General features: G+C 67.4%; 17 protein-coding genes. 11 read left to right on the forward strand and 6 right to left on the reverse strand.

Translation table 11 applies throughout. The features are described 5' to 3' along the window. Positions 1–886: 886 nt before the first annotated feature. Complete coding sequence (locus tag QTI04_RS11570; RefSeq protein ID WP_286615745.1) at positions 887–1,348, reverse strand: guanylate cyclase; 462 nt, start codon at positions 1,346–1,348, stop codon at positions 887–889. A 206-nt stretch (positions 1,349–1,554) separates the two neighbouring features. Here QTI04_RS11570 and QTI04_RS11575 point away from each other — a divergent pair, with 206 nt between their 5' ends. After that, the gene (locus QTI04_RS11575; protein ID WP_286615747.1) at positions 1,555–1,983 is read left to right on the forward strand and encodes a hypothetical protein; all 429 of its coding nucleotides are present in this window, start codon (positions 1,555–1,557) and stop codon (positions 1,981–1,983) included. A 76-nt stretch (positions 1,984–2,059) separates the two neighbouring features. Here the strand turns inward: QTI04_RS11575 and QTI04_RS11580 are convergent, their stop codons facing one another. The 3 genes from QTI04_RS11580 to QTI04_RS11590 form a co-directional block, all read right to left on the reverse strand. Next, positions 2,060–2,254 carry a hypothetical protein gene (locus tag QTI04_RS11580; RefSeq protein ID WP_286615749.1) on the reverse strand — a complete coding sequence of 65 codons (195 nt, stop codon included), beginning with the start codon at positions 2,252–2,254 and terminating at the stop codon, positions 2,060–2,062. Between the two features lie 309 nt (positions 2,255–2,563). Further along, the gene (locus QTI04_RS11585) at positions 2,564–3,136 is read right to left on the reverse strand and encodes an acyl-homoserine-lactone synthase (protein ID WP_286605660.1); all 573 of its coding nucleotides are present in this window, start codon (positions 3,134–3,136) and stop codon (positions 2,564–2,566) included. Positions 3,137–3,216: 80 nt separating this feature from the next. Beyond that, positions 3,217–3,606, reverse strand: a complete 390-nt coding sequence (locus QTI04_RS11590) for a DUF4902 domain-containing protein (protein WP_286615750.1) — start codon at positions 3,604–3,606, stop codon at positions 3,217–3,219. Between QTI04_RS11590 and QTI04_RS11595 the strand changes: the two genes are divergently transcribed. The 3 genes from QTI04_RS11595 to QTI04_RS11605 all read left to right on the forward strand — a co-directional run bounded on the left by QTI04_RS11595 (position 3,599) and on the right by QTI04_RS11605 (position 5,746). Next, on the forward strand, positions 3,599–3,799 hold the full coding sequence (locus QTI04_RS11595) for a hypothetical protein (RefSeq protein WP_286615752.1): 201 nt from the start codon (positions 3,599–3,601) through the stop codon (positions 3,797–3,799). The two genes, QTI04_RS11590 and QTI04_RS11595, sit on opposite strands and share 8 nt — an antisense overlap. A gap of 109 nt (positions 3,800–3,908) precedes the next feature. Next, positions 3,909–4,622, forward strand: coding sequence for an autoinducer binding domain-containing protein (locus QTI04_RS11600; RefSeq protein WP_286605666.1), 714 nt, complete (start codon positions 3,909–3,911; stop codon positions 4,620–4,622). A gap of 353 nt (positions 4,623–4,975) precedes the next feature. Beyond that, positions 4,976–5,746 (forward strand): hypothetical protein, encoded by a 771-nt coding sequence (locus QTI04_RS11605; protein ID WP_286615754.1) that lies wholly within the window; start codon positions 4,976–4,978, stop codon positions 5,744–5,746. Between the two features lie 83 nt (positions 5,747–5,829). Here QTI04_RS11605 and QTI04_RS11610 read toward each other — a convergent pair whose 3' ends face one another. Both QTI04_RS11610 and QTI04_RS11615 read right to left on the reverse strand, forming a co-directional pair. Then, the gene (locus QTI04_RS11610; RefSeq protein WP_286615756.1) at positions 5,830–5,958 is read right to left on the reverse strand and encodes a hypothetical protein; all 129 of its coding nucleotides are present in this window, start codon (positions 5,956–5,958) and stop codon (positions 5,830–5,832) included. A gap of 167 nt (positions 5,959–6,125) precedes the next feature. After that, entirely contained in the window at positions 6,126–6,353 is a 228-nt protein-coding gene (locus tag QTI04_RS11615; protein WP_286615757.1) for a hypothetical protein, read from the reverse strand. 262 nt (positions 6,354–6,615) lie between these two features. Between QTI04_RS11615 and QTI04_RS11620 the strand changes: the two genes are divergently transcribed. The 7 genes from QTI04_RS11620 (at position 6,616) to QTI04_RS11650 (ending at position 14,282) form a co-directional block, all read left to right on the forward strand. Continuing rightward, the gene (locus QTI04_RS11620) at positions 6,616–7,650 is read left to right on the forward strand and encodes a LacI family DNA-binding transcriptional regulator (protein ID WP_286615759.1); all 1,035 of its coding nucleotides are present in this window, start codon (positions 6,616–6,618) and stop codon (positions 7,648–7,650) included. A gap of 45 nt (positions 7,651–7,695) precedes the next feature. Continuing rightward, positions 7,696–9,297: an FAD-dependent oxidoreductase gene (locus QTI04_RS11625; RefSeq protein WP_286615760.1), complete on the forward strand. Its 1,602-nt coding sequence runs from the start codon at positions 7,696–7,698 to the stop codon at positions 9,295–9,297. Between the two features lie 52 nt (positions 9,298–9,349). Then, positions 9,350–10,618, forward strand: coding sequence for a sugar ABC transporter substrate-binding protein (locus tag QTI04_RS11630; protein ID WP_286615761.1), 1,269 nt, complete (start codon positions 9,350–9,352; stop codon positions 10,616–10,618). A 39-nt stretch (positions 10,619–10,657) separates the two neighbouring features. Beyond that, on the forward strand, positions 10,658–11,593 hold the full coding sequence (locus tag QTI04_RS11635) for a carbohydrate ABC transporter permease (RefSeq protein ID WP_286615762.1): 936 nt from the start codon (positions 10,658–10,660) through the stop codon (positions 11,591–11,593). Next, a complete protein-coding gene (locus QTI04_RS11640; RefSeq protein WP_286615763.1) occupies positions 11,583–12,425 on the forward strand; it encodes a carbohydrate ABC transporter permease in 843 nt (280 codons plus the stop codon). The genes QTI04_RS11635 and QTI04_RS11640 overlap by 11 nt, the downstream gene beginning before the upstream one ends. Positions 12,426–12,448: 23 nt before the next feature. After that, positions 12,449–13,528, forward strand: coding sequence for an ABC transporter ATP-binding protein (locus QTI04_RS11645; protein ID WP_286615764.1), 1,080 nt, complete (start codon positions 12,449–12,451; stop codon positions 13,526–13,528). A 211-nt stretch (positions 13,529–13,739) separates the two neighbouring features. Further along, positions 13,740–14,282, forward strand: a complete 543-nt coding sequence (locus tag QTI04_RS11650) for a hypothetical protein (RefSeq protein ID WP_286605677.1) — start codon at positions 13,740–13,742, stop codon at positions 14,280–14,282. The last annotated feature ends 620 nt before the right edge of the window (positions 14,283–14,902 follow it).

The raw sequence follows: 14,902 nt of genomic DNA on the forward strand, positions 1-14,902 counted from the left end.
CAAACGCCCACGCTTATCGGCTGTATATTTTTAACGAACTGCGCTCAACACTTCCCGTCTTGCGCCTTGCTCGCTGCGATCAGCGAAGCCTTCGATTATGCCACGTTTTTAGAGCCGCCGGCAACGCTTTGACGTCGCAACAGAAAAAAAACGCCAGACCATGACGCGGTGACCGCCTGTCACAGTGTCTGCCCCATGGCCGGCCGGGGCAGCTCTTCGCAAGTGGCGAACGCCGACGATCTCGCCTGCTACCGAGGCCATGTCGACGATCCGACCGGATTGTCGCGCCTTCAGGCGAGGAATCGCCGCCTGCGTCACACGCAGCCCACGATTCTATCTTGCCGAAAGCATGCAGGGGGGCGTCGATCAGCGCCTGGTGGACATGCGCGAGTACGGCGTGAGGGTGGCGACGCCATGGCGCTGTTGCGCGAGCGTTGCGTCGATGTCGGCCCGGCACTGCAAGCCGAGAAGTTGCAGGCGTGTCACGGGGTTGTCCTCAGCAAGGAGACTGAGGGCCGTTGATGGTGTCTGCAGGCCTGTGGACCCCGACGCAGGCAGCGCGCCCCCTAGATCCACCAGCCGCGCAATGGCCGCGACTGCCTGGCGAATCCATCGAGCGCCATGGCAGTGACCACGCCCGGTTCGAGGAGCGAGCGCCGGCGTGCACGCTGCTGGAACGCGCGTTCAAGCACGGACGAAAGGATGGCGCCGCGAAACAAGACTGCTGCGCAATGCGTCCATCCTCGGTCGCGGTGACGGCGCCGCTCGCTGTTTCGACCCCGGTGAGCGCGTGCCAGGTTGCATGAACGGGAACGCGGCGCCGACAGGGGCGCCGCAACCGGGGCCGCTCCTGTGCTGGGATGGTTGTCTCGGATGCAGTTGTGTCTCAGGCGTCGGCCAGGTGACGATGCATCAACGCGGCAGCACTCCGGAGGAGCTCGAACTCGCTATCTGGAAGCCGCAAGCTGCGCATGTCGAAATGGGACAGCGTGCCCCAGAGGCGTCCCGAGGTGGCGTCGAGCACCGGCACGCTGTGATAGGAGATCACGATCCCGCGCAAAGCGTGCCCGAAGAGGCGAGGGTCGGCGACGGAGTTGTCGGTGCGAAATGCACCGTCCTTCACCACGAACTGGCAAAAGCTGCGAGTGAACGGGACCACGGCGAGAAAGTCAGGCCGGATCCGTCCAGCCTTGTCGTGCAGGAGGACGTTGTGAAGCAGCGGCCCGGCGAATCGGTAGACCGCGGAGAACCGGTGCGGCACGCCTTCGTTGAGATACGCCAGGGCCGCGGCGGGGCCGCTTTCCTCCAGGACCGCGGAAAGAGCATCCAGAGTGCGCACGGAAGCCATGCGTTCATGGTAGCAAGACCCCATGCCGCGCGCTCCCGGATTTCCCCGACCTCCGCGCGGCGATGACGATGCGGCGAGGCGCGCGGATCGACACGTGGTGCCATCTCGGCACTTGCTGGAAAATGGCCGGCCGGAGCAGGTCGTGCTGCTTCAGCGCACCGGCAAAGGCCTCCGGCACCTCTGCCGATTCGACTCGAGCGGAGTCCTTGTTCCAGACCATGACCGAAGACGAACTCGTTGAACAGCTGGTCCGCGCGACGGACGACTGGATTTGCACGGCCGCGCCGGAGGATCTGCTCAAGGTGCTGATCGGCGGTGGCCTGGACGCCTCCATGGTCGACCTGGGCGACGAGATCACGGTCTTCATCGAACTCGGCGATCGGCGAGGTCTGCTCTCGAGTGTCGGGATCCTCGGCGGCGACTTGCCAGCCGATGAGGCGCTCGCCCTTTACGCGCAGGCCTGGGGCGCCTCCGAGCCGCCTGCCGATGACAGGGCGCAGCAAGCCTGGCTTGCCAGCGATGGGATCGCGCAAGAGGCCGCGAGGCAGCACCTGCTGGCCGCCGTCGAAGAGAACATCGACTTGTTCGTGGCGGTGGCTGCGCAGTGGCTTCGGCAGCGCTCGGGAGCGGCCTGATGCGCTGTCGAGGGCGGTCGGCCGCGCTGCGCCCCGCTGGGTCGGCTGGCCGAGCCACCGGGCCGACGGCTCCTCGTCAGCGCAGCGTGGAGAGGCGTCCGCCGACCTTGGCGTTGCCAGCGCACTCGCTCAGCAGTTCCGCCGACTGTGTGACTTGCGCGGCCATTCGGTCGTTCAGCGACTTCCATCCGCGATGCTGCATCGGCCGAATCATGAAAATCCACACGACACCGACGCAAGCGACGACGGTCAAGACCAGCAACCAGTGCATCCACTCCATTCTGAAATCCCGCTCAGCTTCGTTGGATTGCAGTTTGTTACCTTCTGGCGGGGCTGGACATCCCCAAAAGTGGGGAGCTTTGCCAGCGCGGCAAAGATGGAGGTGCGGGCAGGTTCTATTGGATCGATGAGTGACCTGCCTGGGCCAGCATTCCAGACAGGCGACTCTTCTCGCGAGCGGGTCTGCCGGCGAGATGCGTCCTGGGCCGGTCAAGAACGATCGATCAAGCCATCACGCCGCGCACTCTCAACACGGGGCGCAGAGCCGCGTTGCGACCCGTGGCCTCAGCGCAGGTCGTGTTCAACTCACGGTGGCGCGCTCGTTCACCTCGATCCAGCACGCGAAGATCGGGTGGCCCCCGACGATCATCGGGGGACCCGCGCGATGGGCGCGAAAGCCTTCACGGCGCAGCAGCCGCTCGACCCCGAGCGGCGAGACGGTGATGATGCGTTCGACGCCGTGGCGACGCGCGATCGCCAGCGCTTCTTCGAGCAGTGCGACGGCCACGGGCGAGGAGAACTGGTGCAGCGCATTGCCTTGGGCCGCCGCGAAGTCCACGGCGGCGAATCGCGAGAGTTCCCAGATGCGAGGATCGCAGGGCACCGGCATGCCGCCGAGCAACTGGGGGAAGACGTCACCCAGCAGATAGGGGCGATCGGTCGGCAGCAGCCGCGCGGTGCCGACGATGCTCTGGCCGTCATCGCGCGCGGCCAGGTACAGCGTGTCCTCGCGGTCGAACTGGTCGCGTTCCTGGCCTTCCTCGGTGAGGAGATCCCAGCCCAGCGTCTCGACGAACACCTTGTGGCGGTATCGCGCGACGTCCTCGAGCATGCGCGGTGCCATTTCGGCGGGCCGTCCTGCCAATATTTCCATTGCCATTGCTTGTTCCCGGTTGTAAGTCGGGAAGATTTCAGCCGCCATGCGGCGGCGGCGAAACTATCATTTCTGAGAGGTCACGCCGCGTAGCGCTCGCACACCGCCCGAAAGGCCGGCGTGTTCCAGTTGAGGCCGTCGATGAAATTGGCGAGCACCTGCAGGCTCTCGTTCCACGGCAAGGCCGCGCGGTCGCGATCGAGCAGCAGGACGTTGGTGCGCGGCAGTCCGAGCCGGCGGATCCGGGGTGGCGACGCGGTGCCTTCGAGCTGCCAGTCCCACCCGAGGCTCAGTCGGGGCTGCGCCGGACAGACCCACTCGGTGTAGCCTGAGAGCGCGATGCCCGCGCCACAGGCGTGGGCAGGGCTGCCCGAGTCGTCGTCGAGCCCGGAGACCAGGTGGGTCAGGTGCAGGTGCTCGAGCTCAGGTTGCCGAATCCGAAGCAGTCCGTCTGACAAGGGTATGATCATTTTCATGGCTCCTGTGGTGGCACCGATCGCGGTCACGCAGCGCCGGATGAAGCTTGCACGCGCCGATCCGGCCATTCGGCGGCTGCGGTCGAACGTCGAGTGGCGAATTGCGGCGAACCGCACGGACGGCCATGATTTCGAGGCCACGGGCCTCGCAGAGCGCACCGGCCGTGGCGCGTTTGGGCTAGATTGATGACTGGCCAAAGACCGGCGTGGCATCTCGCACCCCTGCCACGCGCCCTGGGATCCGTTTCCGAGCCACCGAGGGACCTGATGTCCAAGCTGCATTCGAGCCCACCCCCATGCGCGCGTTCGACGAACACCTGCTGACGGCGCTTGACCGGGCCGAGAGCGAAGACGTGGTCTTCGAGGCGTTGCTGGCCGCCGCGCGCGAACTGGGCTTCGAGCACTGCGCGTACGGTCTCCGGCTCGCCGTGCCGGTGTCGAACCCGAAAGTCATCACGCTGAACAACTACCCGAAGGCGTGGCAGGAGAGGTACCAGAAGGCGGGTTATCTCGCGATCGATCCGAGCGTGCGGCACGGCAGTCTGAGCCAGCGCCCGCTGCTCTGGACCGACGATGTCTTCACCTCGACCCAGCAGTTCTGGGCCGAGGCCAGGGAGCAGGGTCTGCGCGTGGGCTGGGCGCAGTCGAGCCTGGACGGCTTTGGCGTCGGCGGGATGCTGACCTTGTCGCGCTCGGGCGAACCGCTGACCGCGAGCGAACTCGAGTCGAAGGAAAGCGAAATGCGCTGGCTCGTGCAGGCCGCGCATCTGTCGCTGTCGCGATTGCTCAAGCCCAAGTACGTGGTGCACCCGGACGTCGCACTGACGCCGCGTGAAATCGAGGTGCTCAAGTGGAGTGCCGATGGCAAGACCGCCGCGGAGATCGCCGACATCCTTTCCATCTCGATTCCAACGGTCAACTTTCATATCAAGAACGCGGTTCTAAAAATGAAGGCGGCGAACAAGACAGCCGCCGTGGTTCAGGCTCTCATGGCAGGGCTGCTGAACTGATCCCCGGCGGCTCCCCGCGTCGACGACCGTGCCGGTCGGCGGCGAGCCCGGCGGATGTTCCTGTCCATCCCTTTCCAGGCCTCTGGCTCGCCTTCCGACGCCCGCTGGGCGATGCGATGCCAAAGAGGCTCGCCGGTACTTTGTCACAGAGCGGTCGCGCGTGATGCGGTTTTCGCAGCCAACCTACCACTATTGCTAGTTATCCCGTGGCGCGCCCTCGCCTCCAATCGAGGCATGAATCTCGTTGCGTTGCGTGCCAAGCGTTCCGATGCCGTGGAGGTGATTCGCCGGCCTTCGCATGGGCATGTGACGAGGCCTGCCGCAACGCCTGATCAGTGCACGGACCCATGCCCATGACGTCGTTCCTTGGTCGCGAAGAAATACGCGTGCATCTCGCGCCGGGCACCTTGATCGCCTGCGAGGTGACGCGGCTGTGGCTGCGACCGCTGATCACCCGCAAGGCGCACTTCGACTTCGACGCTGGTGATCGGGGCCGGGCCATGGAGGCGCTCGCCGCGTGGATCGCGCAGGGCCCGGCCGGTCGGGCGCTGACATGGATCATCGGTGCGGGCGAAACGCAGTACTTCGTGCTGCCGTGGTCGCCGGCCCTGATCGATCGGGGCCTGCGGGATGCCTACGCCCGCGCGCGCTTCGAGCAGTTGTTTGACCAGGAGGCGACCTCTTCGGCCTTCTACTTCTCGACGCCCTCGGACGACAACGGGCAACTCGTCTCCTGCGTGCCGATCGACCTGCCCCAGGAGCTCGCGGCCTTCGCGCAGCGCACAGGGTGCGAGCTCGCCGGCATCAAGCCCTCCGTCCCGATGGTGTGGGATCAGTTTCGCGATGTCCTGGAGACCGAGCGGGGTACGCTGTGCGTCGTGGACGGCGACAGACAGGCCATCGTTCGTCACGACAGGAAGCGCATCAAGGACATCACCGTGAGGTCCTCCTCGAAGTCGATGGCCGTCGGCTCGAAGCGCGAAGGCGTTTTCAGGCGCTTCTCGAACGAGCCATCCACCGCGCCGCTGCCGGCGTCCAGCGCGGACCTCCGCCTTCCTGCGCAACCCGGCTTCGTGGTCGCGGACGATGCCGCCTATGCGTTTGCCCTGTGCGGGGCGCTTTGAGGGAACCGACAGGGTCGGCGGCTGCGCCGTGGTCAGTTCAGCGGATCGAGTGACAGATCATCTCGAGCCGTCGCACATCGCGCTCAGTACGCCGGCAGTTCATAGCGCGCGCGTTCCTGCGCGACACTCCTGAGCAGTTGCGGCATGCGCCCCTCGATGATGCGCTGGCAGATCGTCGTGTCCAGGGGGTGCGACTGCCCGACCTTGACCACGGGCTCCGTGGCGCCCTTGCCGAGATGGGGCGGAACACGCGCTCGCCACCGACCAACTCGCCGACGAAGACCACTTCGAGGTTGAGCTGCTCGCGCACGACGCGAAGCAGCATGCCGATCGACCGTTCCAGGTGGGCCAGCGCCTCAGCACCTGTGAAGCTTCCCGATCACGGATTCAGAATCACCCAGATCGACATCGCCAGCAGCAAGGGAACCGAAACGCTGGCGACACGCCACATGAAACTGAAGTGAATTTCATCCCTGCAGTTGGCGAGCAGGCGCTGGTGCAGGTCCGTGGGCGACAGCTGCGCCGGCTCCGGCTGCAATTCAGCCCCCCAGTGATACGCGTGCGCGCTCGGCGGCTCGGCGACGAGGCCGAGTTCGCCGGTGTCCATGAAGGATGAGACCTGAGTTCCGGGGGACGTACGCAAAACAGTCAATTCGTATTGGAAAAAGCAATTCCTCATGCGAGCGCCCCGCTGGGCGATCCGGGTCGACCGAGGATCCAGAGTAGTACGTTAGTTTAATCGGCGAAGCAGCCGCGTCGTCGAGCCAAGTCCGTGGCCCGCGGGAAATCCCTCCCCTCCAGCCGGCGCCAATGCCGTGATGAATTCCTAATAATGCGCATTAGCAAATTGGTAATACGCATCAGCAACCATGCCCGCTGCCCGCCGCCTCACCCAGCAAGACATTGCCAAGCTCGCCGGCGTGAGCCAGGCCACGGTGTCCCTGGTCCTCAACGGCGCCGAGAACGCGCTCGCGCGCATCCCGTCGGAAACGCGCGAGCGGGTGCAGAAGATCATTCGCGCCACCGGTTACGTGCCCGATCCGATCGCCCGCCGCATGGCCCGGGGTTCGAACCGGATCCTGGCCGTGTTCACCTACGAGCCGGCGTTTCCGAACGCGCACGCCGACTTTTTCCTGCCCTTCCTGTTCGGCATCGAGGAGGAGGCGCAGGCGCAGGGCTACGACCTGCTGCTGCTGACCGGCGCAGGGGAAGGCGCGCAGCGCAAGATCTTTGCCGAGGAGAGCCGTCTGCGCATCGCCGATGGCTGCATCGTGCTGGGCAAGACCTTCGATCGGACCGAGCTCGCGCGGCTGGTGGCGGGCGACTATCCCTTCGTCGCGATCGGCCGACGCGAGGATGCGGGCGGGTCCGTGCCTTTCGTGGGCGGCGACTACGCGACGGCCACCGGCGCGCTGGTGCGGCAGGCCCGCGAACTCGGGCATCAGCGTCTGGCCTATCTCGGGTCGACGGGCCCCGCGGAATCGCCGCTGGATCGGTGGAAGGGCTTCACGGCCGCGCTGGGCGACGACCTCGAACTGGTGCTGCAATTGCCGGAGCCGCCGGCTGACGAGGGCCAACTGCTCGATGCGCTGCTCGCCAGTGGCGCGACGGTGGCGTTCTGTGTGGAACTGGCCGACGCGGTGCGCCTCGAGCGCGCAGCCAAGGCGCGCGGGCTGGGTCTGCCGGCCGATTGTTCGGTGGTGGCGCTGGGTTCGCACATCCGCACCGAAGGCAGCGGCACGCGCTTCGCGTCGTTCGGGGTGCCGCGCGAGGAGATGGGCCGCCAGGCCACCGCGATGCTCGTGCGCCGCGTCGAAGGCGGCATGGCGCAAGCGGTGCAACAGGTGCTGCTGCCCTGCGAGCCGATCCGCGGCGAAACCCTCGGCCCCGCGAAGCCGTCCTGAACTCACCCTGAACTCATCCATCTGGAACGACACAGCATGCGAGAAATGAAGACGGACATCCTGGTGGTCGGCGGCGGCCTGGGCGGCGTGGCCGCGGCGCTGGGCGCGCTGGAGGCGGGCCGGACGGTGGTGATGAGCGAGGAGTACGACTGGATCGGCGGGCAGCTCACGAGCCAGGCGGTGCCGCCGGACGAGCACAGCTGGGTCGAGCAGTTCGGCGTCACGCGCCGTTATCGCGCGCTGCGCGACGGCATTCGACGCTACTACCGCGACCACTACCCGCTCACCGCGGCCAGCCGCGCGTGGGACGAGCTCAACCCGGGCGCGGGCTGGGTCAGCCGCATCTGCGCCGAGCCGCGGGTGGGGCTGGCGGTGCTCGAAGCCATGCTGGCGCCCTATCGCGGCGCCGGCCGCCTGACGGTCCTGCAACCCTGCCGCCCCGTCGCGGCCGACGTCGCGGGCGACACGGTGCGCGCGGTGACGCTGCGCCATCGCGACACCGGCGACGAGATCACGGTGGCCGCCGCGTTCGTGATCGACGCGACCGAACTCGGCGACCTGCTGCCGCTGACGGCCTGCGACTATGTGACCGGCTTCGAAAGCCGATCCGACACGGGCGAGCCCAGCGCGCCGGCCACCGCGCAGCCGCACAACGTGCAGGCGGTGTCGATCTGCTTCGCGATCGACCACGTCGACGGCGACCAGACCATCGACAAGCCGCGCAACTATGACTTCTGGCGCGCCTACCAGCCGCACTTCTGGGGCGGTCCGCTGCTGGGCTTCAAGGCGCCGAATCCGCGCACCCTGGAGATCACCGAGCGCTCCTTCACTCCCAACCCGGATGACGATCCGTTGCGCGTCGATGCCGACCAGCGCAAGAGCGGCGGCGACCAGAACCTGTGGACGTTCAGGCGCATCGCGGCGCGGCGCAACTTCACGCCGGGCGCCTACGGCTCGGACATCTGCCTGGTGAACTGGCCCATGATCGACTACATGGAGGGCTCGATCCTCGATGTGTCCGAGCACGAGAAAGCGCGCCACCTCCAGTCGGCGGCCGAACTGTCGCGTGCGGTCTTCTACTGGCTGCAGACCGAGGCCCCGCGTGCCGACGGCGGCGCCGGCTTTGCGGGACTGCGGCTGCGCGGCGACGTCACGGGCACGGCGCACGGCCTGGCGATGGCGCCCTACATCCGCGAGAGTCGCCGCATCCTGGGCGTGACGCGCGTCGTCGAGCAGCACCTGTCGCATGCCGTGCGCGGCGACCAGGGTGCCGTGCGCTACCGCGACAGCGTGGGCGTGGGCATGTACCGCATCGACCTGCATCCCTCCACCGGCGGCGACAACTACATCGACGTGCCGTCCTGCCCCTTCGAGATTCCGCTCGGCGCCCTGCTGCCTCGCCGCATGACGAACCTGCTGGCCGGCGGCAAGAACATGGCCACCACCCACATCACCAACGGCTGCTACCGGCTGCATCCGGTGGAATGGAACGTGGGCGAAGTGGCCGGGATGCTGGCCGCCCATTGCCTCGACACCGATGCCACGCCGCACCAGGTGCAGGCCGACGACGAGCGACTCGCCGACTTCCAGGCGCTGCTCGCGCGCGCCGGCGTGCAGACGCGCTGGCCCGACGTGCGCGCCTATTGAGACAGCGACCGAGACACCGACCGCATCACCGACAAGACCAAGGAGACCCGCCATGTTCCAACGCAAGAAGTCCGTCCCGCTCCGCGCCATCGCCGCGGGCCTGGCCCTGTCGCTGGGCCTCGCGGCCGGCGCCTCGGCCGAGACCAAGCTGCGCATGACCATCTGGAGCGCCAACGAGGCGCACCTGAAGCTCTTCAACGGCATCGCCGAGGGCTTCAAGAAGGAGCACCCCGAGGTCACGGTCAGCTTCGAGTCGCTGCCTTTCGAGAACTACACCACCGCCCTGACCACGCAGATCGCCGGCGGCAACGCCCCCGACATGGCCTGGATCTTCGAGACCAGCGCCTATGACTTCGTCAACTCGGGCGCCCTCGTGCCGCTCACCAAGGCGCTGGCCGCCACGCCGGGCTACGGCCTGGGCGAGATCACCCCGTCGGCCACCGAGCGCTGGTCCAAGGACGGCGTGCTCTACGCCTATCCCTTCTCGACCTCGCCCTTCGCGGTGTTCGTCAACAACGACCTCGTCCGCAAGGCCGGCGCCAAGACCCCGGCGGAACTCATCGCCGCCGGGCAATGGACCTGGCCCAATGCGATCGCGACGGCGCAGGCCGTCGCGCAGGGCGGCAAGGGCGGCCTGGTGGTGCGCGACTTCAACTACCAGGCCTGGCAGTACCTGTCCTCGGTGTGGAACGCGTGGGGCGCGTCGCCCTGGAGCGCCGATGGCAAGCGCTGCACCTTCACCGACAAGCCCATGGTCGATGCCCTGGGATTCATTCACGACGCGATCTTCGTGAAGAAGGCGATCCCCGGACCGGGCCAGAACGTCGACTTCTTCGCGGGTGACGCCGCGATGACGATCACGCAGATCAGCCGTGCCTCGCTGCTGCCCAAGGACAAGCGCTTCGACTGGGACCTGGTGCCGCTGCCCAGGGGCACGACGGGCGACTACGCGATCGTCGGCCAGGCCGGCATCGGCGTGCTGAAGGCGGGCAAGGACGCGGCCCTGGCGACGGCCTTCGTCGGCTACATGACCAACCCGGAGAATTCGGCCAAGCTGGCGCAGTTCTTCCCCTCGGCGCGCAAGTCCTTGCTCAACGCCGAAGTGCTCGGCAAGACCAACGCCCTGCTCTCGCCGGCCCAGCTCGACAAGGTCGTGGTCTCGGGCATCGCGACCGGCAAGGTGATGCCGGCGCACACGGACTTCGCCCGCCTGCAGCAGATGGTGCGTTCCGGCCTCGATGCCGTGTGGCAACCGAAGGCCGACATCCCGGCGGCGACGCGCGCGATCTGCGCCCAGATCGGCCCGCTGCTCGCGCAATAGGCGCCGCTGCAAGTGCTTCACGCCCCGCAGAGCCGCACCATGGCCCGCCCACCCGATCCCGCGTCCGCGCTGCCCGCGACCACGCCGCGGCCGTTCTGGACGATCGCGCGGCGCGACAGCGTCGCGGGCTTGCTGTTCGTCGCACCGCAACTGGCGGGCACGTTCGTGTTCGTGCTCGTGCCACTGGTGCTGGTGTTCTGGTACTCGCTGCACGAATGGAACGTCCTGGCCAACACCTTCAACTTCACCGGCACCCGCAACTACGAGCAGTTGCTGAGCGACCCCCAACTGCCCGGCGTGCTGCTGGCCTCGGCGCTGTTCTCGGGCGGGCTGGTGGTCCTGAACCTGGGCCTCGCCTTGCTGCTGGCGGTGCTCCTGAACCAGAAGCTGGCGGGCATCACGGTGTTCCGCACACTGTTCTTCTCGCCCGTGGTGGTCTCGCTGGTGGCATGGACCATCGTCTGGGGTTTCCTGCTGCAGCACAACGGCGGCATCAACGGCATGCTCGGGCTGCTGGGCGTCGAAGGGCCGAACTGGCTGCGCACACCCACCACGGCGTTGGTCTCGGTGATCGTGGTGCAGGTGTTCAAGAACGTGGGGCTCAACATGGTGCTCTTCCTGGCGGCGCTGCAAGGCGTGCCGCGCGAGCTGTACGAGGCGGCGCGCATCGACGGCGCGCCGCGCTTCAAGCAGTTCCGTCGCATCACGCTCCCGCTCATCAGTCCCACGATCCTGCTGACCTCGATCATCACGATCGTCGGCTCGCTGCAGGTGTTCGCACAGATCGTCGTGCTGACTCAAGGCGGGCCGGGGGTGTCGACCACGGTGCTGGTGTACTACCTGTACCAGCAGACCTTCCAGTTCCATCGCTTCGGCTATGGCTCGACCCTGGCGATCGTGCTGTTCGCGATCGTGGCGCTGCTGACCCTGGCCCAGTGGCAGATGCGCAAGAAGTTCGTCTTCCATGAACAGTGAGATCTCCGCGCGCAGCAAGGTCGCGCTGTACGGGCTGCTGTGCGTGCTGCTCATCCCCTTCGTGTTCCCGACCTGGTGGATGGTGACGTCGTCGCTCAAGCCGATCAGCGACATCTTCGTGTTTCCGCCGCAGCTCTTTCCGGCGCAGCCGGATTGGAGCACCTACAGGCAGGTGTTCACGATCCAGCCGTTCGCGCAGCAGTACTGGAACTCGGCCTGGATCGCCGCCGTGGTGACGGCCGCCACGCTCGCCATCTCGTCGATGGCCGGCTATGCCTTCGCCCGCATCCGTTTCCCTGGCGCCAATGCCTTGTTCCTCGTCGTGCTGACCGGGCTGCTGATCCCGTCCGAGGTGACCATCGTGCCGCTGTTCCGGATGTTCCTGAAGCTGGGCTGGGTCAACACCCACTGGCCGCTGGTGCTGATTCCGGTCTTCGGCGCGCCCAGCGTGTTCGCGACCTTCGTGATGCGCCAGTTCTTCATCGCGCTGCCGCAGGAGCTGGAAGAAGCCGCGCGGGTGGACGGCCTCGGGCGCGTCAAGATCTTCCGCACCATCGCGCTGCCGCTGGCGCGCCCGGCCCTGGCGTCGGTGGCGATCTTCACCTTCCTGCACAGCTGGAACCTGTACCTGGAGCCGATCGTGTTCCTGTCGACGCCGTCCAAGTTCACGCTGCCGCAGGCGCTCACGCAGTACACCGACGCCTACGGCGGGCCGATGTGGAACATCCAGCTCGCCGCCGCCACGCTGACGGCGCTGCCGGTACTGATCGTCTTCGTGCTCGCGCAGAAGCAGTTCGTCGAAGGCCTGGCCCACACGGGGCTCAAGGGCTGAGCGACCCCATCCGAACCCCATTCATGGCTGAAGTCCTACTTTCCCGCATCCAGAAACGCTTTGGCGCCGTGCAGGTGATCCACGGGCTGGACCTGCACATCCACGACGGCGAGTTCGTGGCGCTGGTCGGGCCCTCGGGCTGCGGCAAGTCGACGCTGTTGCGCATGATCGCCGGGCTGGAAGCCGTCACGCACGGCCGCATCCACATCGGCGGGCGCGACGTGACCGAGCTCGACCCGAAGGACCGCGACATTGCGATGGTGTTCCAGAACTACGCGCTCTATCCGCACATGACGGTGGCGGCGAACATGGGCTTCTCGCTGGAGCACCGCGGCCGGCCGAAATCGGAGATCGCCGAGCGCGTGCGATGGGCGGCCGACATCCTGGGGCTGGCGCCATTGCTCGAGCGCTATCCGCGCCAGCTCTCCGGCGGCCAGCGCCAGCGCGTCGCCATGGGGCGCGCCATCGTGCGCAACCCGCAGGTGTTCCTGTTCGACGAGCCTCTGTCCAACCTGGATGCGAAGCTGCGCATCGTCATGCGCGGCGAGATCAAGGGCCTGCACCAGCGGCTCCAGACCACCACGGTCTATGTCACGCACGACCAGGTCGAGGCGATGACGATGGCCGACCGCATCGTCGTGCTCCATGCGGGCCGGGTCGAGCAGGTCGGCTCGCCGCTCGAGCTCTTCGACCGCCCTGCCAACCAGTTCGTGGCCGGCTTCATCGGCTCGCCCGCGATGAACTTCATCCCGGGCCGCTACACCCCAGAGGGCTTTGCGGCCACCGGCGTCGTGCTGCCTCTGCCACCGACTGCAACCCGGATTCGTGCGGGACGCGAGGCCATCTGCGGCATCCGGCCCGAGCACTTCGAGATCTGCAGCGCGGGCGAAGGCGTGCCAGCGCAGGTGCTGCTGGTCGAGCCGCTGGGGTCGCAGACGCAACTCAGCCTGCGCCTGGGCGAGACGCCGGTGATCGCCCTGTTCCACGAGCGCCTGGGCGTGGCGCCGGGCGAGGTGCTCCACGTGCGGCCGACGCCGGGTGCGGTGCACATGTTCGACCCCACCACCGGCGTGCGAATCGACGCGGAGCACGCCCTCGCGTGACGGCGCCGCCCGAAGCGGTCGCCGAAACGTCGCCGTAGTGCGAAATGCTTCACGGGGCCGGGTCGCGCTTCGATCCGGCCGGACGGCGGGCGGCCCGAGCCGGCTAAGCTCGGCGCATGACCACCACGATGAACCTCCGAAGCGCAGCCGAAGCCCCGATCGCGCGCCATGACCGGGCCGGCGAGGGACGCGGATTCGGACTGCGCGTCGAATGACCGGGGACGGACTGCGCCTCACCGGCCCGGACGGCCGCAACTACGTCCTGGGCGACCCGGTCGACGTGTTCGATGGGCAGACCTTGATCGGACGTGTGCAGTCGGTGACGCTCAGTCCGGACGGAACCGAGGTGCTGATCGAGAACTTCATGACGGTCGACTTTCAGGGCTTCCGGATCGGTGCACTGCCGAAACTGGTGTTGGCGGAGGTGGTCAGCTTCATCGCCGAGCGAAACCCCTCGATCCATACGATCGGCATCGAGCTCAGCCGCGAGATCGCCGACTTCGACGGACGCGAGGCCCTGCTGGCCAAGGCGCGGTCGGAGATCCTGCAGAGCATCGGCGCCCAGGACATCCGCGTGACGCCGAAGGCAGCCCATTTCGCGGTCACGGGCATCTGGCGCTATGACAGCGCCAGCGTCGCGGCGCTGGCCGCCGCGCTGCAGGTGCAGCGCGATGCCTACCGCGCCGGCAAGAGGGCGATGCCGACCACGCCGCGGACACGGCTCGGCCAGCTGCTGCGGAAGAAGACGTCCTGATCCGGCTCGGGCCGCGGCCTTCGACCTAGGAGCTACTTTGCGACCTCTTGGCCTTGGTCGCTGCCTTGGCCCGCGTGCGGGGCACCGTGTCCGCAGCGGCATCCGCGGCGAGGTGCAGGGCGGCCCACGGGTTGGCTCCGTGGAAGGTCGTCTTGGCAAGCGGCAGGGGCTCCCTGGGTTGTCGGTCTCGCCCGGCCGCGTGGGGCGCCGCGGGCGCCCGGGTCCGGCTCGATGCTTCCGGGAGAAACGCGGAGACAGGCGCTGCCGGGGTCGCGGTGGAAGATGGGATCATGATGAATTGCCTTGGTTGCTGAAAAATGATGCCGGCCATTGCCCGGAGTTCGGGGAGAGCTCGGCGATGGGCCCCGCCACGATGGCCGAGCCTCACGACGAGGACCGGCCATGCGCCGTGCTTGGCCGCTGGATCGGGTGGCGAAGGCCAGGGCGTCCCCTCGCGCCGTGCGGGGCCGTGCGGGGCCGTGCGGTCCACGTTGCGCCAGGACGCCCCGTCAGGTCGCCCGGGGGATTCACGACCGTGACACCCCTGGCCTTGAAGCGCCTATTGTCGCCGCATCGTGCCGCGGCATCGACAGACCGGCTGTCATGGCGTCACGCCCTGA

The organism is Variovorax sp. J22R115 (genome assembly GCF_030317005.1).
GTDB lineage: Bacteria > Pseudomonadota > Gammaproteobacteria > Burkholderiales > Burkholderiaceae_C > Variovorax.